This window comes from Olleya sp. KJ81-1, from assembly GCF_055808135.1.
This window is the reverse complement of record NZ_CM147854.1, coordinates 225,966-251,710: the sequence shown is the minus strand read 5'-3', so window position 1 is coordinate 251,710 and position 25,745 is coordinate 225,966. Positions and strand designations below refer to the sequence as shown.

Sequence of the window (25,745 nt, the reverse complement as noted above, 5' to 3'; positions counted from 1 at the left end):
TTAATTATTGTTGCTAAAAAAAGACGAACCATGCGCATGAACAATCTGTATTTTTTCGTCCTTAATTAATTTGTATAACAGCTTAATAGCTTTACTATCTAAGGTTGTTTTTTTATTTAAAAACAAATAGCCAACGTCTTTATTTAATTCGCCTTTTAAAAGTCCTTCTGCTCTGGTAGTACACAAATAACTTGCTTCAACAAAATGCAACAAACCATTGGCATAGTTTACCGCAACACGCTCTGCACCTCCTGCTTCCAAGCTATCAATTAATTGTAATACTTTCATTATTTGGAAGTTATTAAACGTTTTATTTCTGTCTCAAAAACATCCAAAGTGTACTGTTGTGACCAGACTGAAGCTTTAATAGATTGTTCTCGAAAATGCGACTTATCTAACAAACAACTTTCAATTTTGTTAACTGCAGACTCTAAATCAGGTGCAATCAAGAGGCCTCTTTTTCCATTATCTAACATATTTGGCACACAAGATATTGACGTGGCAATAGGTATGACGCCATAAAACATAGCTTCAGCTAAGGCTTTTGGCCAACCTTCGGACTTTGATGCTAATATTGAAAAATGTGATTGTTTTAATGCTGATTTTATGGTTTCATTGGTTTGATTTCCGTGTAAAACGATATGGTTTTCTAATTTATTTATTTTTATGTATTGCTGCAATTCTGCTTTTAAAATTCCATCACCATATAATGCTAAGTGACTTGCAATCCCTTTTTTAATTAATTTTTCAACGATTTGTATTGCCAATAATGGACGTTTCCCTTCAACTAAACTACCAACAAAAATAAAATGCAAATCAGCAGAATAATCTCTAAAAATAATCGCCTCTCGGTCTTCATTATTAAAGGTTGCTGTAAAAAACGACTTGATATTTTTAGTCTGATTGTGCCACTCACCATAAACTAAAGCAGTCATATTTTTAGTCCAAGTGGTATTTGAAAGTATTTTTTTGAAGTTTGTAACTTAAGGGTTGTTTCGCATTTGGATCCCAATTACCTGCATATTTAGCAGTTTTTAATTTCTTCGGAAAAAAAACCTGAACCATACAACCTAGTAAACCAATATTTCCCGGACATCTTAAATGAATATGGTCAGCACGATTACAGGCCTGAAATAATCTAAATAGTATAAATGGTATGGCAACTAATGACTTTAAGACACTACTAAAATTAATAAAAGCGATGGATGGTATCTGAGTAAACTTAACGTTATCGTGCATGTATGCTATATCAATGTCTGAAATAGACGCATTTGTTTTTGGGGCTACGATTTCAACCTCATCTACATAGTTTAACCACAAATTCATTTCACGCACATAAGGTGCATAAGCAAACCATTGCTGTGCTTTTGGTTTATGAAAAACATGTGTGATAATTAAAAAACGCATTATTGAATTTTGGGTTTGTTAAATATAAGCGAAATCCAACCAATTTTACGACCTAACGTTTCGGTTAATACTTTTAATTTTTCTTTAGAGGTAATGATATTTGTTGCTCTAATGGTCATTAATAATAACTCGGTCGCATGAAATTTAAAGCTAGCTTTTAAAGTAGGATTTGGATATTTGACGCGCCACACATACCAACTGTTTCTAACTACCATTTTACCATATTTATACTGGTTTGGTCTTCCAGAACCATCATGATAATGAGCCAGTTTAGCATTTGTGTTAATATATAATGGTCCTAATTTAGCTAGTCTTATTGAAAAATCTGCATCTTCATACAAGCCATAACCTTCAAAATAAGTAGAAAATGATAACTGCTGAAATATTTGTGTTTTATAACTAGAAACGCCACCCATTAGTTGCTCAACGTTATAAATCTTACCAGAAGGTGGTAAAAAACTAACCGAACGTCCATGTGCAAATGTTGGTAAAAATCCAGGTTTTGTATCAGGTTGTAAACCAAAAATGGCTCTGATTTTAAATCTAGAGGGCTCATTGCGCATCCAGTTATCAAAATAGAATTTTGATGATTTATTAGCTTTATCTGATAGTTCCCATTTTACTTCGTTAGTGATATAACCTCCTACAGCTAGCGCTTGTGGATGCGTTTGATAGGTAGTAATTAATTGCTGAAAATAATCACTTTCTAATACAACATCATCATCCAAAAAGCAAACAACATCATTGGATTTATCGACTTTACTAATTCCAAAATTACGTTGTTTGGTCAAGCCTCTATTAGACTCATCAACATTAAAATATTTTAGGTTCTTAAAAGTATTTTTATTTAAAACTATTTCAGTTTCAGAATTTGAAGAACCATCTATTACAAGTATTTCATTAGGATACAATGTCTGCAAGGCAACGGAATTCAAAAGTTTAATGATAGCTTCTGGTCGCATATACGTGCAAATGACTAATGAAAAAGATAAATTCATGAATTACTATGTAGTTTTAAACTGTTTATAAATTTCTAAAAAATAAGCCTCCCGCTGCAACGTATTAAGCCATAAGTTGCGATTAGAATGTTGGATATCCTCAAATTCAGATGCCGATAATCCTTTATGAAATTCTAAAATTTGATCTGCTATTTTAATGTGACTTGATGTATCTAAAATTAAACAATGTTTAGACCAATCAATATGTGTGTTTAATGGTAATCTACAATCTGTATTTAACAAAATAGGAATCCGTCCTACAGCCAAAGTTTCGTAAAATCTAACCGAAAAATTCCCAACACCTCTTATGCAAAAAGTATAGGCATTGTTAAATAGATTATTATAAAATTGCTGAGTAGTTTTTTGTTGTGTTTCAGGAGAATGCGAGCCTGCTCTATATTTAGTTCTAAGAATAAAATTGGTTTCTAAACCTTCATTTATAGCTAGTGTTTGTAAATAGTTGGCACGCTTAACACTGGATGGATAAAACCTCTGTTTATCTGCCAGTATTTTATTAGACTTTCGTTTGACTTGATATTTTAAATGATTGGAATAGTCTTTTAAATATTTTAAAACGCCAGATTGTGCATGACCAACAAAACCAATACTTGGCTTACTTGTTTTTTTTAAAACAGAAAAATCTTGAGTCAAAACGGAAGCATACGGATCGTTTATAAAAGATGGTAAAACATAAGTGCTTTTATCCATTTTACTATCAAAACCACCTAACCTAAAGGTATAACTATTAGGTATGTAATTAGTAAACCCATAGTCTCCTGCAGTATAAATCCATATAGGAAGCTTTGCTGTTTTAGCAGCTTTTAAAAGCTCTAAAAAAGGTTTGCTTTGCTTTAAAAACACTGCATAATCTACTGGTAAAACCACAATATTTGCATCTTCAATACTAGAAACAATACTGTACTTTTCAAGTAGCTTTTGGTTTTGCTTAAATACCAAATCAAATAACAACGGAAAGACTTGACGTCGATACGCTTCGGTTAAAAAATTAGTATTTGTGTATAGTTTAAGCATCTCGATTTTACTGTAATTTTTTACTCCAAAATTGACTACGCTCCCATTGTTTTTTATACTGTTTTAAATAAGTATAAGGGTTTTTATTAGCGCTACTTTTAAAGCTGCGTAAACCTAATAATAATTTATAACCTAATAATTGTTCAGGCGTAAAATAAGTTTGATATAACAGTTGTATGGTTGGCGATGGTTTTGGTACAATCTCATCCTCTGACCAAGGATGACTCACTTTGATACGATAACCACCAATTGGAGCTTTAAGATGGTCTATTTTTATGTCTGCAAAGTAAACCACATCTTCACCTAAGTGTCGCAACTGCATACCAAAATCAGTATCTTCTCCATAGTTAAACTCATAGTTTAAATTAAATTTCACCTGTTGGATTAGGCTTGATTTAATAATACTATTACCTGCCCCAAAAATACTAGTTTGCGCTGTTTTTAAATAGGTTTGCAGTTCATTTTTCTGCAGATAAACTGTTGTACCTACTTGGACGCCATATTGGTTAATTCGGTTAAATAAAGTCTCAATTAAATTGGAATCAAATCTGTTATCATCATCTCCTAAAAAAGTCCATTCGCTTTCTACTTGTGATAAGGCTAAATTTCGCGCATTACAAACACCTGATTGATATGTGAAAGTATGTTTAATGTTGAAAGGCCATGCTTCATTTGTTAAATAATCCAATTCAGATTTTGAAGTTTTTAAGGAGTTTTGTTCTACAATAATTACATTTTTTGGCAAAATGGTTTGCGTCGCCAAATCCTTTAAAACATCGTATAAATATTGTTTTCTACCAATGGTTGGAATTATAACATCAATTTCTCGCTTATTAATTACGCTTTTGGTGGACTGAACAGGTATTTGTTGTAAATTAAATGTTGTGCTAAGTTGTTTATAAAACAAGCTTTTGATTAAAGGTAATAACGTTATTTTTTTTCATAAATAAGATAAGATAGACTTAAAAAAAACACCCAAACCCATTTATAATGTTGCTTTACAAATTTAAAAGTTTCATAAATCGAACCTTGTTTTATTTCAGCTGTAGCTGAAAAATTTCCTTGTAACAATTTTGGTTCAGAATAACAAAACAACCCTTCAACCATAGCTCGTTTGGCTAACGAATTTATAAAATAATCAAAGTTTATATTAAAATTTAAGTCTTTATATAAGTTATTTATGACTGAAGCATGTATACCTCCAACACAACTTGACATCATCCAAGTTGGATAAGTCATTTTTTTATTGACTTTAACATAAAATGACCGTTCCACATACCCTATTTGTTTTTGCAGAAAATAATTAGCTGCTGGATTATAACTAGCTAAAATACGTCGATGATGGAATACTTTAGGTATACTATTAAAATCTAAAACATCTAAATAGTCCGCATCACACCAAACAATTAATACATCAGCAAATGTCGTCGACACATCATAAATAGTTTGAGTTATAGAATTACCAATAGCAATACTTGTAATGGTTTGCATTTTAGCATCCAATACTTGAGTTGTTTTGTATTTATGATGAACAATAATTATCATGCTTCTAGTACTTCAAAATTAGCTTGACCAACAATTGCAGCATATTTAGAAAAACTACTATTATACATTGGTTTTACATTTAAAAAATAGACCGTATCGCTTTTGGCAATCATAAAAAAATCAATTAATGTTTTTAAATGACCATCTGTATTGTTGTTATTACTAAAATTATCCATGTGAAACGGTTGACCTTCTATACTACTAACTTGCCCTTTTTGTTTAGCAAATTTGATAAAATTAATACTATCTGAAAACACAAACGCATTAATGTTATGCGTTGCCTTAACTCGGTTAATAATAGTCACTAAATTGTTACACAAAACGTCCTGCTCGTCCACAGATAAAACTTTAGTAGTGCTATCTTTAAAATCTCCCATTAATGTTGTAAATCGAGAATGAAATGAAATAAATGGTGTTGTTGTAATAGCATTTAATTTGGCTTCCAATAATTCACTTTTTTTAAATAAATGATTAAAATCAGTACGCCATTTATTCTCTAATTGCTCTGTATTTAAATCCGGAAAAATGGTTTTACCATAATCAATATTAGCGTACACATAAAACTGTTTGGCTTTAGAGTTTTTAATCAGTTTTAATGGGTTAACCTTAAAATTATTTACTAAACACACAGTTTTTGATTTAGTTGGATGCCAACTCATTTTACTTGTGTTAATCTGCCAATCCACAGTATTGGGTTGTAAAAAGAGGTTTAAATCAAATGGATTATTAAAGATTATTTTAAAATCGTAATCCAATATTTGTGCTATTTGATAAAAAGAGATAATGCCTTTTAAACGATCAACCAATCCACCATGCGGAAACAAGCCATCAAAGCAAACTATAATTTGTTTTTGATTGGTTGGCTTCAAACTAAAGTATTTTAGATAGTGAGCAAATACCTTTGTCTTTTTGTGATTTTTACCTAAAAATTGTTTTATTTTTTTTAAAATCATTAAGCTTTAGCGTCTGATATTACAGATTTATAAAAGGTAATATTTTTATCTGCAATACTATTAATATCAAAAGATAATTCGGTTTTTTTTCTAGCAGCACGACCAATAGTTGCCGATAACTCAGGATCTTTAAATAATTTTAAGATAGCTTTACTATAACCTTCAATGTCAGAAGGATGCACTAAAAATCCATTGATACCATCATCAATCAACTCTTGTGCCCAACCAATGCTAGTATTTACAACTGGTTTTTGTAATGCCATACTCTCTATAGTAACCATACCTAAAGTTTCAGCAAGACTAGGAAAAGTACAGACATGGGCTTTTTTAATATGTGCTTTAACATCGCTGTAAGGTATTTTACCCAAATACGCCACATTTTGTTTAGCTTGATCTGAAAAGATAGACTGCATTAAAGCAAAAGTAGATGTTTGTCCTGTTTTTATGTCAGGAGAATCACCACCTATTAATTTTAATTTAGCCTTAGGTTCTGTCTCTAAAATTGTATTAAAAATTTCAGCTAGCTCCAAAACACCTTTTTTTCTGATAATTGTACCTACATATATTAACGTTTTAGGGTCGTAAATTTCAGGTGTATAATTATTAAAATAATCTAGTTGTACTCCATTATGAATCGTCTTTATTTTTTTTCGGTTTAAACCGAAAATCTTAGCAGTAATTTCTCCTGCAAAGGTAGTTGGAGCGATGTAAGCAATAGCTGATTGTAGTGCTAATTTTTCAAAAACAAAATTTTTAAATTTCTGTCGTCTTTTCTCTAGATTGCAAAAGTAAGCATCACTACCATGAAGCTTAATGACTACAGGTGCTGTTAGCTTCATAAAAGCTGTAATACCAGTCCAATCAGGTGCTTCTATTATATCTATCTTTTGTGTTTCTATTACAGTGTTAATATAGTCCTGAAGTTTCTTTCTATAAAAATACCAAGTAAAAAATGGTGATTTCTTTTTAGGAATCAGGTGGATTGTCACGCCTTGATCTTCTATAATTTGTGAGGTATCCTGATGATACACAAAAACAGTAACTTGCTCACCTTTATTCACTAAAGCATCTGCCAGATTTTTTATGCTAGTACCTATTCCTGCAGCGTGAGACACTTTAGGATGTGGATACTCTGATGTTAAAAAAGCGATGTGCATTTTCTATTTTAGAATTTTATAAATATTAAATCCATTGAATTGATTTTCAATCTTAATTCTATGATTGCTTAATAAACTTGTAATCATTTTGTTTTCTTCAGATACTTTATTTGGTTTTAATTTATTATGAATCCTAGTTAAAAGATAATCCGATTTATTAAAACTAGAATTAATTTCTAGCAAATCTAAATTAGAATTAAAATATTCATTTGTAAATACATTAAAATCTACAATGCTATTTTTTGCTTTTGAAGTAACATAGACACCTTTAATATTGTTTGTTTTGCAATACTTTAAAACAGAATTTACATCATTTTCTTTAAAAGTATAATATTTAGAGTACCCAAAAATCAATAATGAAACGAAAATAAATGGCACTGATTTTAAAATTAAATTTTTATTTTTTAATGAACTTACAAAATGTAATGCAGAACTGGTTAAAAGTATAAACAGCAAAATGAGATACAGAAATAATCTGTCTGATAATGGATATAGTTTTAAAACATTTAATAGTAGATGTACACCAAATATAAAGAGACACAATTTGATTTCGTGCTTTAAAAAAATAATTTTGTTTTTAAATATTTGATACCCTAAAACTAAAAAAGTAAAACTAAAAATTAATAGTCCAATAGACTCTAACATATTATAAAAATAAGTCCAGAAAGCATGAAGTAGAATAATCCAATAGTAAAAAAAATTAGAGTTTAACGGTATAAATGAACCTGACCAATATGCAATCATATATATTTTTAAATCAGATGCACCTTGCTGCGACATAAACCAGAAATAGTACAGAGTATAAGGAAAAACTGCAATTATAAATTTATAGTTCTTTAAACTAAAAGGTATAATTGCTTTAAAAAAAGAGCGTAAATTATACTTTTTATTGTTTAAAAATAAATAGCATAAATAGCCAACACAACTAAAAAGACCTATATTGGAAATAAGACTCCATACTAGAAAAAATAAAGGACCATAACTAGAAAACTTTGAATTTTTAAAATATAGGATTAATAATATTACTCCTAATAAATCAAACGTATACTGTTTTAAAGCTAATGTATTATATATTACAAATGGATTAAAAAGTAAGATTACAAAAGGAACTAAGAAAATTAGCTGAAAGCGATGTCTTTTTATAAAAATTAAAAAAAATAAATTGAAGCTATTGAAACCAAAAAACTTAATAATTTAATATTTATCCAAAACTCCAATGGAGAATTTGAAATTATAAACTTTTGAATCCATAAAAATAATGGAGGTGCACTTTGACCAGCACTTAATGGTTTTAATAACTCAAAATAACTTAGGGATTTAATATTATTACCTAAATTAATTTCATCCACATTAAATGCAGGCTGTATAAATTGATAATAAAAACGATATACAATTCCTATAATTAATAAAATATAGAAAGCTATTTTTTTCATAAAAATCGATACTTTATGATACAATACATAGCTCTAAATCCATCTTTCCATCCTATTTTTTTCCTTCTTCATAAGTCCTTCCGTAATAAGAAATACCTACTTCGTAAATCCTTATGTTTTTAACTCTTGAAACTTTAGCTGTTACTTCAGGCTCAAAGCCAAAACGGTTTTCTTTTAAATCAAGTGATTGGATAATATCAGTCTTGAATAACTTATAACAAGTTTCCATATCTGTTAAATTTAAATTAGTCATTAAATTAGATAGAAATGTCAAAAACTTGTTCCCAATAGTATGCCAGAAAAAAAGTACACGATGTGGATTACCTCCCATAAAACGACTTCCATAAACTACATCTGCAAATCCATCTAAAACAGGTCTTAATAATAGATTATATTCTTTTGGGTCATATTCTAAATCTGCATCTTGAATGATTAAATAATCACCTGTAGCCTCCTTAATACCTCTATGCAAAGCGGCTCCTTTACCTTTATTTTTATCTTGTTTAAAATATTTGATAGACAAACCTTGATTATTTATCATATATTTTTTTATGGCATTTTCTGTATTATCAGTTGAAAAATCATTAACAATAATAACTTCCTTTTCTATACTATTTAACAAGTCAATAGCTTTTACTTTATCTAAAATAAGATGAATAGTATTTCCCTCATTATATGCAGGAATTATTATTGATAGTTTTTTAACGTTCATATATTTAAATATTATTAACTTTTATTTTCTTTCCATCGTTATCTCAATACACTTAGGTCTGTCTTCACCATCAAAACCTCCTGATGGATTAATACCTAAATACACTAAATCAAATTGTGCTTGGCATGAGTTTATAAAATTATAAACGCGATCATGATGTTTATGTAAATCATGAAACTCGAAAACTAAAGCTGAGAAGCAATCCAAATTGGAAGATATTTCATCTAAAAAATCATATTCGCTACCTTCTATATCTAGTTTTAATAAAATATTCTTATTATGATTAAAAGTGGAATTTGCTATTTTCAAAATAGATTCCGGTTGTTTTAACCACAATTTTAGATGTTGACAGCGTGAGGTTCTAATTAGATAATTAAATTGTAATGCATTAAACAAATAACGCAGTTTATTAGGCTTTTTAAAAAACAATCGAGCCAATCCCTTAAAGATAAGTTTAGCTCCAGATACCGTTGGATCTACCATTACAATATTAATACGATCATTAAACCTAAACAAATCGTACTCGAACTCTACATTAGAAGATATGCCTCCACTAAATAAAACATGAGATTTTGTAATTGTTTCGGGATTCAACCAATAGCCACCATCACCAATACTTCCGAATCTAAATAGAGACGTATCGTTAACTAAAAACTGATTTTTTATGTTTTCGAAGTAGTTTTCAGTCATACGTTAATTAAGTATTGCATTAATTGCCTTCCATATGTTTTCTGAGGATTTGGTTGGTGTTTTACCAACGATAATCTCGTACCATCTTTTACCTTCTACTACATTTGATAATTGACCATCTAATATTTGTTTTACTAAATGATCCAAATCGTTTTTATCGGTACAAAATACTGCTGCTTCATCACTTGGCATACTTCTAAAATGAACGTATTTATAGTTTTGACCTATATCTCTAATCCCTTTTTTAAGTTGCGGTTGCTCATAATTATAATAAATGCAAGCTTTGTCGTGCGCAACAAAATCAAAGACAGTGGATGAGCAGACATTGGTTACAAACGCACTATGCTCGCAAACATTATACAACATTTTAAAGTCTTCCTTTGCTGGTAATACCTGGTTCCACTGGTCACCTATTGGCTTCCAAATGGGATCTAAAACGTCAATAATATCTTTATTAGCATGGATTACAGCATCGTATCTTGATGTAAAATCCACAGGACACTTCCTGTAAATAATACCTAAATTTTCGCCTTTAGCATTTAAACTCCTTACCGTATTTGCTAAATCTTCTAAATAATATTGATCTAAAGGTGACGTCGTTTCATCATCACCAGAATAGCAAATGTATTTTTTATTAATATCTAAATTATATTGCTTAAAAAAGTCTGCTCGACTTTGTTTTAAGCTAGTATTATAGTGTGGTTCAAACTGTGGTGTTCCTGTTACAAACACTTGTTCAGCTTTCACAAATGGATAGTATTGTAAGACTTCACGCTTCATGTGGTCACTCCAAACACAATAATAATCAGTCTCCACGACTTGCATCGCTTTAGGTACATTATCCCATGAGTACACAAAAGCAACCGTAGGAATGCCTAAATCTTTAGCAGCTAATAACGCACTTATCGACTGTGTAGCACGCTGCGTTGTACAAAATATTAAATCTGGTTTATGCTGTTGTAATTGTGCTTTACAATACGCATACTTAGGGTTTTGACGCTCTAAATTATTTATCTTTCGTCTAATTTTTTTAACACCTTTTTCAGAAGAATACAATCCAATCAATACTTTGGTATATAAACTTTTAAGCGTGTTTTTAACGCCTTTATAATTAAAAGGAAACTTATAAGTAGGGTAAACATCATCATTAAATTTATCTCTAGAAACGTTTAATTCGGCATGTTTTCGTGCTCTCGAATATAAGGGTGTTAATGGATGAATTTGATGGTTATCTATCTTAACTTCATTAAAACCTAAATGATCTTTTAACGAAAAAACAGTATTATTCCAATACGTGATATCAAAACCATGCTGTTCTCCAATGGATTTAAAATCTGTAAAGGCAAAGTTTCGTAAACCAACACCATCAGGAAAAAAGACAAATACTTTTTTTCATTATAATAAAATCAGGTTATCCTTTTTGATTTTTTAATTTATCACGTTGTACTTGCTCTATGGGTAAAATGTCTTGGCTTTTAAACGTTAAAGCTTTATGCACAGCATTTAAATCTCTTGATAATTTACGTAAACCCATAGGCTCCAAAGAGGCAGCATGATCCGTTCCTTTCCAAGTGCGATCTAAGGTATAATGACGCTCAATAATTGGTGCACCTAAAGTGTAAGCTGCAATATCAACTGCAATACCCAAATGGTGTCCAGAAAAACCAATATGTTTAACTTGATTACCGTATTTTTCAATCAATAAATTAATATCTAATAAACAAACATCTTCAAAGGGTACTGGATAGCCAGAAGTACAGTTATATAACACTAAATCTTTGACTCTGTTATGCTTACTAAATAACTGTACTAAATCTTCAATTTCAGATTTAGTGGTCATTCCTGTAGAAATATGAAGTTCGCCTTTGTAATGTTCACATAACCATTCTAACATGATAACATTATTATTACAAGCCGAAGGTATTTTGATAAACTTTGGCTGTAATGAAGCAATCTCTTTTGCGGATGTCAAATCCCAAACAGAGGTTGAATAATCAATCCCAATAGATTCGCAAAAAGCCTTAAGCTCTTGATGTTGAGCCACATCAAACTCTAAATACTCTCTATGTGCACCATAAGTATCACCATACGAGTTGGAAGGATTTGGGTGTGGACTGTTATATTGTTCTTCCGTTAGCAGCTCAATATTATGACGCTTCTGAAACTTGACAGCATCTACATTACAAAATATTTTAGCCATTTGGATTAACTCTTTAGCAATTTGCATATCGCCTTTATGGTTACATCCAATCTCTGCTATGATGTAAGGTTTTTTGTATGTATTCATGTATTTACTTAATATCTTATATTATAATTTTTAATAAACTGACAAGCTTCTCTGATGGCTCCTGCACCAGATGGTTTTGATAATACAACGTCTGCTATGGTTTTAATTTCGGTCATAGCATTTTGTGGTGCTAATGACCAACCAACGCTACAAATGTTAGACATATCGTTTACATCATCGCCTACATAAGCCACATTATTTAACGAAAAGCCTTGTTGTCTTGATAAGGTTTGAAGTAACGTGTATTTATCTTTTACACCTAAAAACACTTGTTTTAATTGAAGCTTCTGCATGCGTTTTGCGACCAACTCGGATTGTTCGCTAGTCATAATCATAACCTCAACACCAAATTGTCTTAAAATCTCTAATCCCATCCCATCTCGCATGTCAAAGCTTTTGGTATGTTCACCATCCTTGGTATAAGTTATGGTTCCATCCGTAAAAACGCCATCAACATCTAAGACTAAATGTGTTATTTTCTCAGCTTTTTTTAATTGTTGTTGACGTGCTATTAATAGATTTTCTACTGTAATCCAATCGGATTCTGTATCAATTTCGTGTAAACTATCTTGTGGCATTTTTACAATACCAATGTTATTTCCTAATCTATTTTTAAGGTCTTGTAACACCTGTTTAGTACAAGTGTAAACTGCACCATTCTCTATCAACAAGCCTTCAAAATCTTGACGTCTTGGACGCTTCCCGGGATTGTAGTTTATAGCAGTACCATCAGCATTCCATAAAAAACGATGGGTATTAACAACAGTTAAGGCGGAATCTTTTCCGTTATCCAAAGCGGTCAAACAATTGTTAATGTCTTGTGCTGTAGTAAAAGGTGACGTTGCTTGTAGTAAGCAAAATACATCAAAATCGTAGTTTATTTTTTCTGCAAATTCCAGCATAGCACTTTCTGTGGAAGCAGTATCTGTCGCGCTACTGTCACTTCTTAAAAGCCCTTTAATTTTATCTGTATAGTGGTATTCTTTTGTAATAAATTCTAATATGGATTGGTCGTCTGTATACACATATACTACATCTAAATTAGAGTGTAATGCTTCACCCAAAACCCAAGTGTACAATGGTCTTCCAACCATTTTACGTTTATTTTTTCCAGGAATACCTTTTGACCCTTTACGTAAAGGAATAAAACCTATTGTTTTCATATATTGGGTGACTTTAAAACTTTTTAACAATCGCTAAAATACATAATTTAACAGCGAAAATCTTTCAAAACGTTAATAAAATAAAGCAATCTTATTATTTATTTGAGTTTATAAAATCACTGATTTCTGAGGTGAAAATTTTGGCACCTTTAGAAAACATATGTGTGTGATCTCTATAAATGTCTTTTTCTTTATATCTCTCATCAAGAGTATCATAAACTATGATTTTCTCTTCAGGATTAACTAATTTTTTAAATCTTTTTAGGAAATCGGTATCGAAAGTCATTAATCCAGGTGTAAACACCAAATAAAGCTCGATATCATTATTACTACACATTCTTTGAATGGAATTAAAAGCCTCTAATTTAGCTAATTCTTCCTCGTTGATTTCATATTTTTTCACTGCATTAATGTACTCTAACTTCTCGTTGTATTTTGCTTTTAATAATTTAGAACCATGAGAAGTCATTACATCTATTTGATAAACTCTTTTAGGTTTTAAAGAAAAATCTTCTCGATTTACTTTAAAAGAATAAAAAAAGTTAGATAGAAAACTTTTTTTGTTGTTTTCTATTAATTTTTCATGAATATATCCATAGTTTTTTAAAGGATTAAGCCTATCAAATCTAAAATGTAATGAATGTTCTTTTATGAATTGATAACCGTTATCAATTACTAATAAAACTTTTTTTGGTTTATTATTATGCAGTAATAGTGTTTTTAAAATAAACTCATGAAAAATAACACTCGAGCCTCGATAAGATAAATTATAACAACTGAATCCTGTTTTTTCCTCTAATTGTTTAGCAGAGATATTATTAGCTCCTCTTGAGGATCCAATAATAACTATATCTTTTTCCATTTTACCTTCAAGAATTAATTCAAGTCTTTTATCATATTCTTTTTTAGGTGCATTTTGAATAAAGTAATACAACCCTTTTTCTACAATAAAAAATAATAATCCAAAAAGCAATATGTGCTTTACAAATAATTTCATATTAAAACTGAAAATATATAAACTCTTGCTGAGTATTACTACTAAACACAAAAACCATAGCAATTATAATCATATAAAAAGCCCATCTAATAACCCTAGATTGCTTAAGCAGCAAGACTTCTATTGCATACTGTTGACGTCTTCCAATCCATTCTATACCTATAAAAAATAGAATAAGCACTAGTAAATTAGTTGGTCTAATGGTTGGTACAGTTAATAAACTAGTACTAAATAGACCTTTTAAATACGTTAATGCATGGGTAACGCTTTCTGCCCTAAAAAAACCCACGCAATAACGGTTAAACCAAAAGTAAGTCCCATTTGCACCAGTTCTTTTATGTTTGGTAATTTTGAATCTTGTGCTACAACATCTAAATTAGTTCTGTTACGTTTGGCCAATAATAATGGTAAAAAATAAAGCGCATTTAAAAATCCCCAAATAATAAATGTCCAATTGGCGCCATGCCAAAACCCACTGACTAAAAATATTATAAACGTGTTACGCACTTTCATCCAATTGCCACCTTGACTTCCTCCTAACGGAATGTATAAATAATCCCGAAACCATGTAGATAAGGATATGTGCCAGCGTCGCCAAAATTCAGCTATATCTCTTGAAAAATATGGAAAGGCAAAGTTTTGTTTTAAGTCAAAACCAAATAATCTTGAGGTACCAATGGCTATATCAGAATACCCAGAAAAATCACCATAAATCTGAAAAGTAAAAAATAATGCACCTATTAGCAAAGTACTACCAGTATGTTCCGATGAGTTATTAAAGATCTGATTAGCAAACTGGGCACAATTGTCTGCAATAACTACTTTTTTAAAAAATCCCCAAAGTATTTGTCTACATCCATCCACAGCTTGACTGTAATGAAATTGACGTTTTTTATAAAACTGTGGTAGTAAATTGGTAGCACGTTCTATAGGACCTGCCACTAATTGTGGAAAAAAACTAACAAAGGCTAAAAACGAAACGATATCTTGTGTTGGCTCAAGTTTTCGCTTATAAACATCTATGGTGTAACTTAAGGTTTGAAAGGTGTAAAAACTTATACCAACTGGTAAAATTATATCTAACGTATTGGGCTGAATTGAACTCCCGAAAAATGAGAAAGCTTCAACAAAACTATCAATAAAGAAATTATAATATTTAAAAAAACCTAAAAACCCTAAGTTTACAAGGATACTAGACCACAGCAACAACTTTCTTTTAGAAGGTTGTGCTGCTTTGTTTAATTGTAAACCAATGGTGTAATCCACAAGAGAACTAAAAACAATTAAAGATAAAAAACGCCAATCCCACCAACCATAAAACACATAACTAGCAACAACTAATAATGCATTTTGCAGTTTTAAATTTTTATTGGTTACAAACCAATACAGTACAAAAACTATTGGTAAAAATAGGGCGAAGTCTAGCGAATTAAAATACATTTATCCTGAATAATTTAGTCCTTTTAGTTTTTTTATAATTTGCAACGTACTGACTTTAACAGGACGTCTATACTTTAAAATAGTTGGTAACTTTAAAAGAGTTGAAAAGCAAACATGCACAAAAGCTTTAAAATACTTAAAGTCTTTTAAAGCATACTTTTTAAAATTATGCAATAACAATTTAGCTATTTTTGTTAAAGGTGACTTATAATACACAAGATACAATCGTATTGTATTTTTTAATTGATGTTCAAACCTAAAATAATTTTTACCTTGTAACTTTCTTTTTGCGGTATCCACACGATGGTTTACTATTATTTTAGAATTGTAGACTATTTGATATCCTAAATCTAAAACCTCTAAAGCCAAAGCTGGTTCTTCACCATAAATATCAATCCAAACAGGAAAACCTCTTGAAGTGTTATAAACTTCTTTTTTTATAGCAAATCCACAACCAATAAAATCATTTGTATAATACGGTTCAATATATTTTGCGAAACTTAAAGCCTCGTTATCGGATTTGTATAATCCTCTTATTTCTTGAAAAGCGATTATACCAAGGTTGCTGTTGGCATTAAAATCATCTTCGATAGATTTTATAAAGGCTTCACTTATTGGATGTGCATCATCATCTAAGCCAATAAAAATTTGTCCATTCGCTTTTTTATATAAACTATTTCTAGCTGGTGAAGCACTTATACTTGTTTTAGATACTGTCCAATTAACCCATTCAAAATCATTAATAATGGTTTCGGTTTTAGGACAACCATCAATAAATACCAACACTTCATGAATAGAAAAATCCATTAAAGATTTCAACTTCTTTAATGTAAAAGCTAAATCTTCTGGTCTATTTTTTGTGACTATTAAATATGAAATTTGCATTTATTGGTTTGCGGAATAAACGGTTTGGTATAGGTTTTCTATTTGGGATTGCAAGGTAACACGATTATAATTTTCTTGGATGAAATCGATATTAAAATTTTGAGCTTGATGTCTTAAATTATCATTTTGAAGCGCATTTTTTATATGACACGCAATTTCAGTTTCATCTAAAGGATTACTTATCAAATAGCCATTACTATTATGAGTAATCACTTCTTCTGTAACTTGTCCTGGGTTAGATTGAATTGGAAATGCTCCCATTGACATGGCTTCTAGAAGTGCATTTGGCATTCCGTCGGAAATACTATTGGCTATATGAATACAACTTTGTCCCATAACAGCTAATAAGTCTGTATTTTGAATAAATTTATGTCTAGAATATACAGTAATATTAAAATCTGAGAGTTTTTCTGATGCTTCTATTTGTTGCTGAATAACGTCATCTGCACTGTAAATAACAATATGTTTATTATAAAATAAGTCTTTCGAAACTAAAAGCAACGCATCCAATACTTTAGACGCTTTGCCAACACCATCGTCATATCCTTTTATCAAAATAAGCGGTCTATTATCAAACGGTTTTATCTTAGATGTTTGGATAGTTAATCCTCCATTTCCAGGAAACACGCCTAAAAATTGATTTTTAAAACCATTTTTTAAAACTAACTTGTAATCGCGTTTACAATCTGAGATTAAATAATTAGCACGTGCATAAAACTGCTGCAATGCTTGTTTTGAGACACCTAATTGCTCAAAATAAAACACATCACTTCCCCAAGATGAATAGATAAACGGTATTTTATTTTGTAACATAATGGGCATAATCGGCAATCCTGCTAATTGCATTTCAAAACAATGGATTATATCTGGTTGTATATGATCTATCGTACTTTGAAAGGTTTTTAAAACGCTATTTTCATTTATTTTCTGAATGTTTTTATATAGATTAGGTAAATGTTTTTTTATTGTACTCCTAAAAGGAAAATTCCATTTTAACTTCCAGCCTTTTATTTGAGTAACCCACTCTATTTTTGAAGATTTAGGTCCACCATCAGTCACGTCAAACCAATACACTTCATAGCCAGACTGCTCCAATTGGTTAACCCATTGAAAAAAGTGATGGTTTGGTATGGCTACCATTAAAATCTTCATTATAATTTAAATAAGGGTTTAAATTTAGTATCTCCTTTTTTTACTAATTTAAAAACAGCTAAAGGATAATTTAACAACTGAAAGCTATTAATATTTTTAATTAAATTAATAGTTACATTAACTGTATATTCTATACTATAAACAAAGGCAAAAAAACCTTTACAAATAGTAAAGACTTGTATTTTAATAGATTGAAGATTTTTTACTATTAAATATTGAAGATTACTTATTGTTACAGCTCTGTACATCATGAGTCTATAAATTGAAAGTATTGAGTCATAACAACTTCATTTGATGCATAATCTAAATAATACTCTCGCATTTTATTTTTTAAAGCATAAATCTCTGATCTATTTTTCTGCAATAGCGATTTTATAGTATTTGTCAACTCTTCTTCTGAGTGTTCAGTTACAAATAAATCTTTATCAACTAAATTTAATCTTTGTGTCATTGCTCCAACTTTTGTAGAAAGCACGATTTTACCTGCAGCCATAGCTTCTATACCTACTAGTGGACCACCTTCGTGTTTGGACAAAACTAATAATACATCTATTTTACTTAAGAATTCAGGTACATTTTTATAAGGAATAAAATGTTCTTTAACAATTTGAGGATAGTTATTAGTTAGATTTACAATTTGGTTATTTAACGGTCCAGAACCTGCAATCCTTAATTCTAATTTATTCTTTTTAAACGTATCAACAATAATTTCTAGCCCCTTTTCGTGACTCATCCTACCCAAATAACCAAATTTTAATGGTTGTTGAAATGAAATATTTAATTGTAACAGTTCTCTTTCAAGACTACTAGACTGCTCAATACACTTAACATTAGTAAATCCTTCGTTTTTAAGTATTTCAAAATTCTCTAAAGAATGGACAACAATTTTTTCATCTTTAACAATGTTAGAGTATTTGGTTTCATTTTTTAAAGAACCAGTCACCCTTATTATTAATTTTTTATTGTTTCGATGACATAATTCTACTATTAAATTCAACCACTTATCTGTTAACAATCCACTATAAAAAACAATATCTTTATTGCTTATTTCTTTTTTTAATATTTGACCATACAACTTGTCAAAATCAAAAAAGAGTTTACTGATTTTGTTTTTCACTAAAAATAGGTTTTCAATCTGTAAATTGTTTTTCCATTTTATAATTTGTAAAAAACATCTAATAAAAAAAGATTTTAATGCAATTCTTTCAAATGAATTCATTTTTTTATCTCCTAAATACTCATCGACAATAGAAAACGAAGAGACAGGAATTGTTGAAAAAACAAAAGTGTTATATTTTTTTAAATTGTTCTAAAAAAAATACTATTTATTTCCCTACCTCCTGATTCTGAGATAGGGCCAATAATTAGAATGTTTTTTTTACTCATCTTTATTATATTTTGTTTTAATTAGTAAAATTAATATTGTCTATCCACATAATTAAACACTTGCGTCTTTGTTAATCCTTTTCTTTTTAATAAATATCTTAATAAAGATTTAATTTTTATAGCACGTTTAAAAAGTTTATTGATTATAAAATACTTAACTGTATTTTTCTTTAAAGTTTTTAAAGACGAATAGTCAATAAATTTTTGTTCTCTTTTTTTAAAGCATCAAAGTTTTTTTGCATCCATGGTTCAAACACATTACCTAAGTGATATGCATTATTGGTGTATGTTGCTAATCGATAACCATCAGTTAAAACTACTGGCTTATCCATGTACAAAAACTCGCTATCTCCATCTATTAAATAAGCGCTATTTTCTTCTGGAAGCGCTTTAAACACTTCTGATTTATAGGTGGCAACAAAATGAGAACAGCCTAAAACTGCAACAGTATTGTCTTTTGCTGTTAATGTACCAATGCTATCACCAAATTCTTCTGGTAAATGGGTCCACCCTATACTTTTTGCAAAATTCTCTAAGGCATCAACATCTTTTACTTTTTTAAATTTTAATTTATTTGAAAACAGATATTTGCTCCAGATGTTTGCTGTTAAATCTAAATGTTTTCTATAAACAGGGACAGGACACACAGCTCCTGCTTTTGGAAAAGATTTAAAAACAGAAACAACCTCATCTTCCCAATGATCCAAAAATAAAACATCTGCATCTGTAATGGTTACTAAACGCTCTTCTACTGTGCGTAAAGCTTTTAAAAGGCTATTAATTTTTCCTATGCCTTCTTTTTCTATAATAAGCTCATCAATATCATGATCTTGATATAATTGTAAAAGTCTTTGATTAACCTCAAAAGAACATTTATTACTAATAATAGAGACTTTTAATTTTGAACTTGCAGTTTTTAAAATTGAAAACAGACATAATTCAAAAATCTGATAGGCATCTTTAAAGTAATCATTTTCATGTGGAATGTGTAAAGGTATTATTATCCTATGGTCACATGGCTCTTTAACAACTAACTTACCGCCTTTAGTAGGGTTATATCCTTTACGCATGTTATAATTTACTGTAATGTTTAACTAGTTTTAAAACACCTTCTTCTAACGACATCAAATCTCTGCCTAAAACTTTTTTCATTTTTGAAGTATCTGGACAACGTCTAGCCATATCACCTTCTTCTAATGCTGGTAAGTGAACAATATTACTTTTTGAATTGGTAAGCCTAATAATCTCTTGAGCAAGAGATAAAATGGTTTGTTCTAAATCACTACCAACATTTAAAACCTCATTAACACAAGATTTATCTGTAATAGCTTTGATACAGGTCTCAACATTGTCGTCCACATAGCAAAACGATCGTGTTTGCAAGCCATCTCCATAAATATTAATATCTTTATCTTGCAGTGCTAATTTTAAAAAACGTGGTAGTACAAAATCTTCACTTTGATTTGGCCCATAGGTATTAAAAAACCTAAAAATGGTATACTCTAACCCATATTCTTGATAGTAAGATTTAAAAAAAGCTTCGCCAACGTTTTTGACTATAGCATATGGTAATCTAGAATTTAATGGCGTCGTATTCTCATTTTGAGGGATCTCAAAAGGCTCTCCATAAACTTCTGATGAACTTGAATAAAACACCCGTTTTACACCAGAATTTTTTGATAGTGAAAGCACATTTTTAATTCCTTCAATATCCTCAAGAACACTCATAGGGTTTTCTAACGTACGCTTAACACCAACCATGGCTGCATAATGAAACACATAATCAAAATCATAACGTGCAAAAACTGGAGCAATGTCATTATAAGTATTAACATTGGCTTTAATAAATTTTACATTATCTAGTTTTGGCACTTTATTAAGGCTTCCTGTAGATAAATTGTCAACAATAATAATTGTATTTGATTTATCGCTAGCTAAATGTTTTGCTAGTGTGCTCCCTACATTTCCTGCTCCTCCTGTTATTAAATATGTGGTCATCTATTATTATATTTTTACAAATCCAAAATTATAAATACAAACTTAGTGTGTCTAAATAAGCTTTAGCTATAGTTTCCTTAGAATGATTTGCATTATAAATTTCAATATAATGATTTTGAATTTGTTTTATCTCTTGATTACTATAACTTGAATATTCTATTATCCTTTCAGATAGCGTTTGACTATCTTTTACATTAAACCACATACGATTATTGTCGAAAAAGCGCTCTTTCATTGCACCAACTTTAGTTGATATGATTGGAATACCTAGCAATGCTGCTTCCAATGCATTATAAGGTCCAGCTTCTTCAATGGAAGCTATAATTAGGCAATCAAATTGAGAAATGGTTTTAATCATAATATCATAGTCTAAATGACCATAAAATTTAATATTCAAATTTTTAGCTTTCGATTTTAAATACTCTAACTCTGGTCCATCACCAACGATATGTAATTCTAAGTTTTTGTATGCTTTTAAATTATTAAAGGCTTCTATTACGGTTATTATATCTTTATTTTTATCTAACCTAGAAGCACAATAAAACTTTCTAATAGGATTAGTTTTAGTTTTTTGAAAATTTATAATAGCTTCTTCTTTAAAGACACATTGGTCAATTACTTTGTAATTAAGATTACTTTTATTGCTAAATATTTTGGAGTTTTCTTTTGAGTGATTCAAAAATAAACTAACATGTTTTAAGTAAGAAAAATAAGTGTCTTTTAAATTAATTTTAGGAATAGTTCCTGTTGTTCTGAAAACAACTTTCTTATTATTTTCTTTGGCTGCTAAAATAATTTCTTTGGTGTAGTTAGATGTTAATTGAGCTATAATTACTATTAAATCCGATTGCTGAATTACTTTTTTTAATGATTTATTTTTTTTGCGATCAAGTCTTCTAAATTGAAGATTTGCATAATTTAATTTAATTCCTAGATAAGCTTTTATTTTATCCACAAATGACTTGTATTTTGTATAAATAACAAGACTTGGGTTGACTATATATAAATCATTATTTTTCTCAACCGTTTCAGTAGAAAATATCGAAACCTCATATTTTGCCATCAAGGCATCTGCAATAAAAGCAGCCTCAATTTCTCTACCTCCTCTAGAGTTAATCGGTCCGAGAATAGCTATTTTTTTTAAACTTCATTTAATTTGAACAGAAGTAACGATTTATCTTTAAATTTTCCATTCGCCTCTTTACAATTTTCATTAATTATAGTTAGCGGTTTTGGAAAATTAAAAGGAGCTTTCTCCATGTTTAATGGTCTCCATTGGCTTGAAATTTTAATATCTTTATTATCTTTTAAATCGACAAATGAGGTTACAAGCAAGTATTTTGATTTACTTGATTTAATGTTTTCAATTGCTTTAAGTATTTGACTAAATTTTAAATGCACAAATAAATCTCTTACAATAATCAAATCTACATTTTCTAGAGTATCAAAAACGATATCGATTTCTTTAAAAGAAATATTATTTGATTTGTACTTAGAGTTATTATTCTTAATAATTAAAGGAACTATATCTCCTCCAATATAATTGATTTTACTCAAGTCAATATTTTTCATCCAATAAAAATCACCACATGGCAAATCTAAAAGACTTTTTATATTGTAATCGCTTAAAATTTGTGGTAATTTTTTTCGAATTTCTTCGGTTTGTATTAAATCTGAACCAGGTCCTGATTTAGATGGACTTTGTTTAGTATGATTAAAACCGTCATTTTTATAAATACTAGCAAATTTAAATTTATTAAACCATTTATATCTTGAAAGCAACTCTTGAAATTTATATTTTAATCTTGAGACCATTGATGCGACATTATTATATTACCATGAAACTGTTCTTTAAGTTTTTGTTTTAGACTGTACCCTTTTGAGGAAATAATTTCTATTTTTTGAAGATTTTCTAAACGCTTCACCTCATTATTAGTCATATTGATAACATTTAAATCTAAATAATAAGTACCTAAACTTAAATTTAAACCGACTACATCACAAAGCAAATTTATTTTATCCTCTTTGGTCACTTTAAAACCGGATAAGTAAGTGGAAAAAGTTGTTATTACTTTTCCTTTTCCATTCATAATAAAAACTTCAATTTCTAAATCTATGGCTTCTCCTAATTGCTCTAGCTCTATGACTATTTCAAATGGTTCATTAAAGCCTATAGCATCAATTTTGTTTTTGTTTTTAAAAAGGTTAAACCTTACTAGTTTATATTTATCAAAAAGAACAAATTCTTCTAAATCCTGATTTTCCTTATATTCATTTAAATATGCAGACACTACTTTCTGGGTTGCGTCCGTCATTTTCACTTTTCCATTTACCAATAAAACACATCTTGATGTAAGCGTAGAGATTGCATTCATATCATGACTTACAAATAATACTGTTCGACCTTCTCCTTTAGAAATATCCTGCATTTTACCAATAGCCTTTTTCTGGAATTCGGCATCACCAACCGCTAACACCTCATCAATCACCAAAATCTCTGGTTCTAAAAAGGCTGCTACTGCAAAAGCTAAACGTACAGTCATACCAGAGCTATAACGTTTAACTGGAGTATCTATATAACGCTGACAACCCGAAAACTCGATAATTTCATCAATTTTAGACGAAATTTCTTTTTTAGTCATTCCTAAAATGGCACCATTTAAATACACGTTTTCACGTCCAGTCATTTCGCCATGAAAACCTGTTCCAACTTCTAATAAAGACGCTATACGTCCTTTAGTTTTAATCTCGCCTGTTGTTGGTCCTGTGACTTTAGATAAAATTTTAAGCAAAGTAGATTTACCTGCGCCATTTTTTCCTATAATTCCTAAAACCTCACCACGTTCAACTTCAAAATTAATATTCTGTAAAGCCCATACGTATTCTGACTGTCCTTTAGTACTACGATCATTACTCTCACCTACTTTTAAATAAGGATCTTCTTTCCCTCTAAGTTTGCTCCACCACCTATTTAAATCATGACTTATTGTACCTGTACCAACTAGTCCTAAACGGTATTGCTTAGAAATGTGTTCTGCCTTTAAGATAATGTCTTTTTCTTTCATATTACACAGTATCTATAAAAGACTTTTCGGTTTTATTAAATATAACTAATCCTATTAAAAACAAGATAACACTTATTGTTCCTGCATATAAAAATTGTGATATTGAAAAATCTCCAATACCCAAAGTCATATATCTAAACAATTCAATTATTGTGGTCATCGGGTTATATTCAACTAGCCAAGAATACTCTGGCACCTTTTCTTTAAAATAAGATAAAGGATACATAACTGCCGATCCATACATAAGTAATTGTACACCAAAACCTACTAAAAAGCTCAAATCGCGATATTTAGTGGTCATCGATGAAATAATCATTCCAAAACCTAAACCAAGTAAACCCATAAAAGCAATTAAAATGGGTAGTAGAACTATAGCTAACTGAGGAAATACATTGTAAGCAGAATCTGTAAAAAACACGAAATAAAAATAAAAACAAGCAAATACCAATAACTGAATTCCAAACTTTATAAGATTAGAAAACACAATGGACAATGGTGTAATAACTCTAGGAAAATACACCTTACCAAAAATACCTTGATTCACTTTAAAGGTATCACTCGTACCAGTTAAACAAGAACTAAAATAGTTCCAAGAGGTTATTCCTGCTAAATTAAATAAAAAGGAAGGGATCCCATTACCAGTAGGTATAGCTGCAAGGTTATTAAATATAAGTGTAAAAATTACTGAGGTAAATAAGGGTTGTATAAAATACCATAATGGCCCTAATATAGTTTGCTTGTATTGCGTGATTATATCTCGTTTTACAAATAAAAAAAGCAAATCACGATACCTCCAAATCTCTTTAAAATTAAGATCTATAAGCTTTTTTTGGGTGAGATGGTGTATAGCCAATCTGATTTAATATGTTTACTCTCCAAATTTATTATTTTATTGCTTATTTAAATGGATTTAAAAATGCTAGAATTTTTTTAGTAAAGGATGTATTCTTCTTTTCCTCCTCATGGTAACCATTAGTATAGTTCCCATAACCGTAGCCATATCCATAACCGTAGCCATAACCGTATTTACCTTTTTGGTCATAACCATTATATAAAAAACTAATATTTTTAATTTCTCCTTTTCTATATTTATCGTTGATTAATGTTAGCATCTCTTTTTTAGAGTAGTCTTGTCTAACAACGTATAAAGATGCGTCTGCATACTCTAACAGCTCTAAAGCATCTGCTACTAATCCAATTGGAGGTGTATCTAGGATAATATAGTCATATTGCGTTTTAAGATTAGCCATTAACTCATCCATTTTTTCGCTAATCAATAATTCTGATGGGTTTGGAGGAATAGGACCAGAAGTTATAACATCTAGGTTGTTAACTTTAGTGTTTTGAATCACCTCATCCAATGTTTTTTGTCCAATAAGGTAGTTTACTGCTCCAATATCATTTTGAATATCAAAATCCCCAAATATTTTAGGTTTACGCAAATC

General features: G+C 29.9%; 25 protein-coding genes and 3 pseudogenes. All 28 read right to left on the bottom strand.

Annotated elements, in window-relative coordinates; translation table 11 throughout:
* The 28 genes and pseudogenes from AC0L3M_RS01165 to AC0L3M_RS01030 all read right to left on the bottom strand — a co-directional run bounded on the left by AC0L3M_RS01165 (position 1) and on the right by AC0L3M_RS01030 (position 25,742).
* Positions 1-288, bottom strand: coding sequence for a hypothetical protein (locus tag AC0L3M_RS01165; RefSeq protein ID WP_473431541.1), 288 nt, complete (start codon positions 286-288; stop codon positions 1-3).
* Entirely contained in the window at positions 288-935 is a 648-nt protein-coding gene (locus AC0L3M_RS01160) for a glycosyltransferase (RefSeq protein WP_473431540.1), read from the bottom strand. The genes AC0L3M_RS01165 and AC0L3M_RS01160 overlap by 1 nt, the downstream gene beginning before the upstream one ends.
* A 4-nt stretch (positions 936-939) precedes the next feature.
* Positions 940-1,407, bottom strand: coding sequence for a hypothetical protein (locus AC0L3M_RS01155; protein WP_473431539.1), 468 nt, complete (start codon positions 1,405-1,407; stop codon positions 940-942).
* Positions 1,407-2,405, bottom strand: a complete 999-nt coding sequence (locus AC0L3M_RS01150; protein WP_473431538.1) for a glycosyltransferase family 2 protein — start codon at positions 2,403-2,405, stop codon at positions 1,407-1,409. The genes AC0L3M_RS01155 and AC0L3M_RS01150 overlap by 1 nt, the downstream gene beginning before the upstream one ends.
* A gap of 6 nt (positions 2,406-2,411) precedes the next feature.
* On the bottom strand, positions 2,412-3,437 hold the full coding sequence (locus tag AC0L3M_RS01145) for a hypothetical protein (protein WP_473431537.1): 1,026 nt from the start codon (positions 3,435-3,437) through the stop codon (positions 2,412-2,414).
* A gap of 7 nt (positions 3,438-3,444) precedes the next feature.
* The gene (locus AC0L3M_RS01140; RefSeq protein ID WP_473431536.1) at positions 3,445-4,344 is read right to left on the bottom strand and encodes a glycosyltransferase family 2 protein; all 900 of its coding nucleotides are present in this window, start codon (positions 4,342-4,344) and stop codon (positions 3,445-3,447) included.
* Positions 4,345-4,367: 23 nt separating this feature from the next.
* Positions 4,368-4,982, bottom strand: coding sequence for a hypothetical protein (locus AC0L3M_RS01135; RefSeq protein WP_473431535.1), 615 nt, complete (start codon positions 4,980-4,982; stop codon positions 4,368-4,370).
* On the bottom strand, positions 4,979-5,851 hold the full coding sequence (locus AC0L3M_RS01130; protein WP_473431534.1) for a hypothetical protein: 873 nt from the start codon (positions 5,849-5,851) through the stop codon (positions 4,979-4,981). Before AC0L3M_RS01130 ends, AC0L3M_RS01135 begins: the two co-directional genes overlap by 4 nt.
* Positions 5,852-5,934: 83 nt before the next feature.
* Entirely contained in the window at positions 5,935-7,092 is a 1,158-nt protein-coding gene (locus tag AC0L3M_RS01125) for a glycosyltransferase family 4 protein (protein WP_473431533.1), read from the bottom strand.
* A 3-nt stretch (positions 7,093-7,095) separates the two neighbouring features.
* Positions 7,096-7,470, bottom strand: a complete 375-nt coding sequence (locus tag AC0L3M_RS01120) for a hypothetical protein (protein WP_473431532.1) — start codon at positions 7,468-7,470, stop codon at positions 7,096-7,098.
* 770 nt (positions 7,471-8,240) lie between these two features.
* Positions 8,241-8,525: a hypothetical protein gene (locus tag AC0L3M_RS01115; protein ID WP_473431531.1), complete on the bottom strand. Its 285-nt coding sequence runs from the start codon at positions 8,523-8,525 to the stop codon at positions 8,241-8,243.
* Positions 8,522-9,237, bottom strand: a pseudogene (locus tag AC0L3M_RS01110) (glycosyltransferase family 2 protein). The gene AC0L3M_RS01115 and the pseudogene AC0L3M_RS01110 overlap by 4 nt, the downstream one beginning before the upstream one ends.
* A 21-nt stretch (positions 9,238-9,258) precedes the next feature.
* A complete protein-coding gene (locus tag AC0L3M_RS01105) occupies positions 9,259-9,927 on the bottom strand; it encodes a hypothetical protein (protein WP_473431530.1) in 669 nt (222 codons plus the stop codon).
* A gap of 3 nt (positions 9,928-9,930) precedes the next feature.
* The gene (locus tag AC0L3M_RS01100) at positions 9,931-10,992 is read right to left on the bottom strand and encodes a UDP-glycosyltransferase (RefSeq protein ID WP_473431529.1); all 1,062 of its coding nucleotides are present in this window, start codon (positions 10,990-10,992) and stop codon (positions 9,931-9,933) included.
* Positions 10,993-11,338: 346 nt separating this feature from the next.
* A complete protein-coding gene (locus AC0L3M_RS01095; RefSeq protein ID WP_473431528.1) occupies positions 11,339-12,214 on the bottom strand; it encodes an N-acetylneuraminate synthase family protein in 876 nt (291 codons plus the stop codon).
* Positions 12,215-12,222: 8 nt separating this feature from the next.
* Positions 12,223-13,377, bottom strand: coding sequence for a cytidylyltransferase domain-containing protein (locus AC0L3M_RS01090; RefSeq protein WP_473431527.1), 1,155 nt, complete (start codon positions 13,375-13,377; stop codon positions 12,223-12,225).
* 94 nt (positions 13,378-13,471) lie between these two features.
* Positions 13,472-14,374, bottom strand: coding sequence for a hypothetical protein (locus AC0L3M_RS01085; RefSeq protein ID WP_473431526.1), 903 nt, complete (start codon positions 14,372-14,374; stop codon positions 13,472-13,474).
* 1 nt (position 14,375) lies between these two features.
* Positions 14,376-15,814 (bottom strand): annotated as a pseudogene (locus AC0L3M_RS01080) (MBOAT family O-acyltransferase).
* Positions 15,815-16,699: a glycosyltransferase family 2 protein gene (locus tag AC0L3M_RS01075; protein WP_473431525.1), complete on the bottom strand. Its 885-nt coding sequence runs from the start codon at positions 16,697-16,699 to the stop codon at positions 15,815-15,817.
* A complete protein-coding gene (locus tag AC0L3M_RS01070) occupies positions 16,700-17,851 on the bottom strand; it encodes a glycosyltransferase family 4 protein (protein ID WP_473431524.1) in 1,152 nt (383 codons plus the stop codon).
* 247 nt (positions 17,852-18,098) lie between these two features.
* Positions 18,099-19,070, bottom strand: coding sequence for a glycosyltransferase (locus tag AC0L3M_RS01065; protein ID WP_473431523.1), 972 nt, complete (start codon positions 19,068-19,070; stop codon positions 18,099-18,101).
* A gap of 346 nt (positions 19,071-19,416) precedes the next feature.
* Positions 19,417-20,307: a glycosyltransferase family 2 protein gene (locus AC0L3M_RS01060; protein WP_473431522.1), complete on the bottom strand. Its 891-nt coding sequence runs from the start codon at positions 20,305-20,307 to the stop codon at positions 19,417-19,419.
* Between the two features lies 1 nt (position 20,308).
* A complete protein-coding gene (locus AC0L3M_RS01055) occupies positions 20,309-21,235 on the bottom strand; it encodes an NAD-dependent epimerase/dehydratase family protein (protein ID WP_473431521.1) in 927 nt (308 codons plus the stop codon).
* Positions 21,236-21,263: 28 nt separating this feature from the next.
* Complete coding sequence (locus tag AC0L3M_RS01050) at positions 21,264-22,298, bottom strand: glycosyltransferase family 4 protein (RefSeq protein ID WP_473431520.1); 1,035 nt, start codon at positions 22,296-22,298, stop codon at positions 21,264-21,266.
* A 77-nt stretch (positions 22,299-22,375) separates the two neighbouring features.
* Positions 22,376-23,017, bottom strand: coding sequence for a hypothetical protein (locus AC0L3M_RS01045; RefSeq protein ID WP_473431519.1), 642 nt, complete (start codon positions 23,015-23,017; stop codon positions 22,376-22,378).
* A 17-nt stretch (positions 23,018-23,034) separates the two neighbouring features.
* On the bottom strand, positions 23,035-24,300 hold the full coding sequence (locus AC0L3M_RS01040) for an ABC transporter ATP-binding protein (RefSeq protein WP_473431518.1): 1,266 nt from the start codon (positions 24,298-24,300) through the stop codon (positions 23,035-23,037).
* A 1-nt stretch (position 24,301) separates the two neighbouring features.
* Positions 24,302-25,179, bottom strand: a pseudogene (locus AC0L3M_RS01035) (ABC transporter permease).
* A gap of 17 nt (positions 25,180-25,196) precedes the next feature.
* Positions 25,197-25,742 (bottom strand): tyrosine-protein kinase family protein, encoded by a 546-nt coding sequence (locus tag AC0L3M_RS01030; protein WP_473431517.1) that lies wholly within the window; start codon positions 25,740-25,742, stop codon positions 25,197-25,199.
* Positions 25,743-25,745 lie beyond the last annotated feature (3 nt).

What these genes read in the sequence shown, in the direction of transcription:
- AC0L3M_RS01055 (WP_473431521.1), bottom strand. Translation starts at nt 21,235, where the DNA reads ATGACCACATATTTAATAACAGGAGGAGCAGGAAATGTAGGGAGCACA.
- AC0L3M_RS01095 (WP_473431528.1), bottom strand. Translation starts at nt 12,214, where the DNA reads ATGAATACATACAAAAAACCTTACATCATAGCAGAGATTGGATGTAAC.
- AC0L3M_RS01070 (WP_473431524.1), bottom strand. Translation starts at nt 17,851, where the DNA reads ATGAAGATTTTAATGGTAGCCATACCAAACCATCACTTTTTTCAATGG.
- AC0L3M_RS01125 (WP_473431533.1), bottom strand. Translation starts at nt 7,092, where the DNA reads ATGCACATCGCTTTTTTAACATCAGAGTATCCACATCCTAAAGTGTCT.
- AC0L3M_RS01150 (WP_473431538.1), bottom strand. Translation starts at nt 2,405, where the DNA reads ATGAATTTATCTTTTTCATTAGTCATTTGCACGTATATGCGACCAGAA.
- AC0L3M_RS01040 (WP_473431518.1), bottom strand. Translation starts at nt 24,300, where the DNA reads ATGAAAGAAAAAGACATTATCTTAAAGGCAGAACACATTTCTAAGCAA.
- AC0L3M_RS01060 (WP_473431522.1), bottom strand. Translation starts at nt 20,307, where the DNA reads ATGCGTAAAGGATATAACCCTACTAAAGGCGGTAAGTTAGTTGTTAAA.
- AC0L3M_RS01085 (WP_473431526.1), bottom strand. Translation starts at nt 14,374, where the DNA reads ATGAAATTATTTGTAAAGCACATATTGCTTTTTGGATTATTATTTTTT.
- AC0L3M_RS01115 (WP_473431531.1), bottom strand. Translation starts at nt 8,525, where the DNA reads ATGAAAAAAATAGCTTTCTATATTTTATTAATTATAGGAATTGTATAT.
- AC0L3M_RS01145 (WP_473431537.1), bottom strand. Translation starts at nt 3,437, where the DNA reads ATGCTTAAACTATACACAAATACTAATTTTTTAACCGAAGCGTATCGA.
- AC0L3M_RS01165 (WP_473431541.1), bottom strand. Translation starts at nt 288, where the DNA reads ATGAAAGTATTACAATTAATTGATAGCTTGGAAGCAGGAGGTGCAGAG.
- AC0L3M_RS01050 (WP_473431520.1), bottom strand. Translation starts at nt 22,298, where the DNA reads ATGGCAAAATATGAGGTTTCGATATTTTCTACTGAAACGGTTGAGAAA.
- AC0L3M_RS01155 (WP_473431539.1), bottom strand. Translation starts at nt 1,407, where the DNA reads ATGCGTTTTTTAATTATCACACATGTTTTTCATAAACCAAAAGCACAG.
- AC0L3M_RS01090 (WP_473431527.1), bottom strand. Translation starts at nt 13,377, where the DNA reads ATGAAAACAATAGGTTTTATTCCTTTACGTAAAGGGTCAAAAGGTATT.
- AC0L3M_RS01135 (WP_473431535.1), bottom strand. Translation starts at nt 4,982, where the DNA reads ATGATAATTATTGTTCATCATAAATACAAAACAACTCAAGTATTGGAT.
- AC0L3M_RS01160 (WP_473431540.1), bottom strand. Translation starts at nt 935, where the DNA reads ATGACTGCTTTAGTTTATGGTGAGTGGCACAATCAGACTAAAAATATC.
- AC0L3M_RS01105 (WP_473431530.1), bottom strand. Translation starts at nt 9,927, where the DNA reads ATGACTGAAAACTACTTCGAAAACATAAAAAATCAGTTTTTAGTTAAC.
- AC0L3M_RS01075 (WP_473431525.1), bottom strand. Translation starts at nt 16,699, where the DNA reads ATGCAAATTTCATATTTAATAGTCACAAAAAATAGACCAGAAGATTTA.
- AC0L3M_RS01065 (WP_473431523.1), bottom strand. Translation starts at nt 19,070, where the DNA reads ATGAATTCATTTGAAAGAATTGCATTAAAATCTTTTTTTATTAGATGT.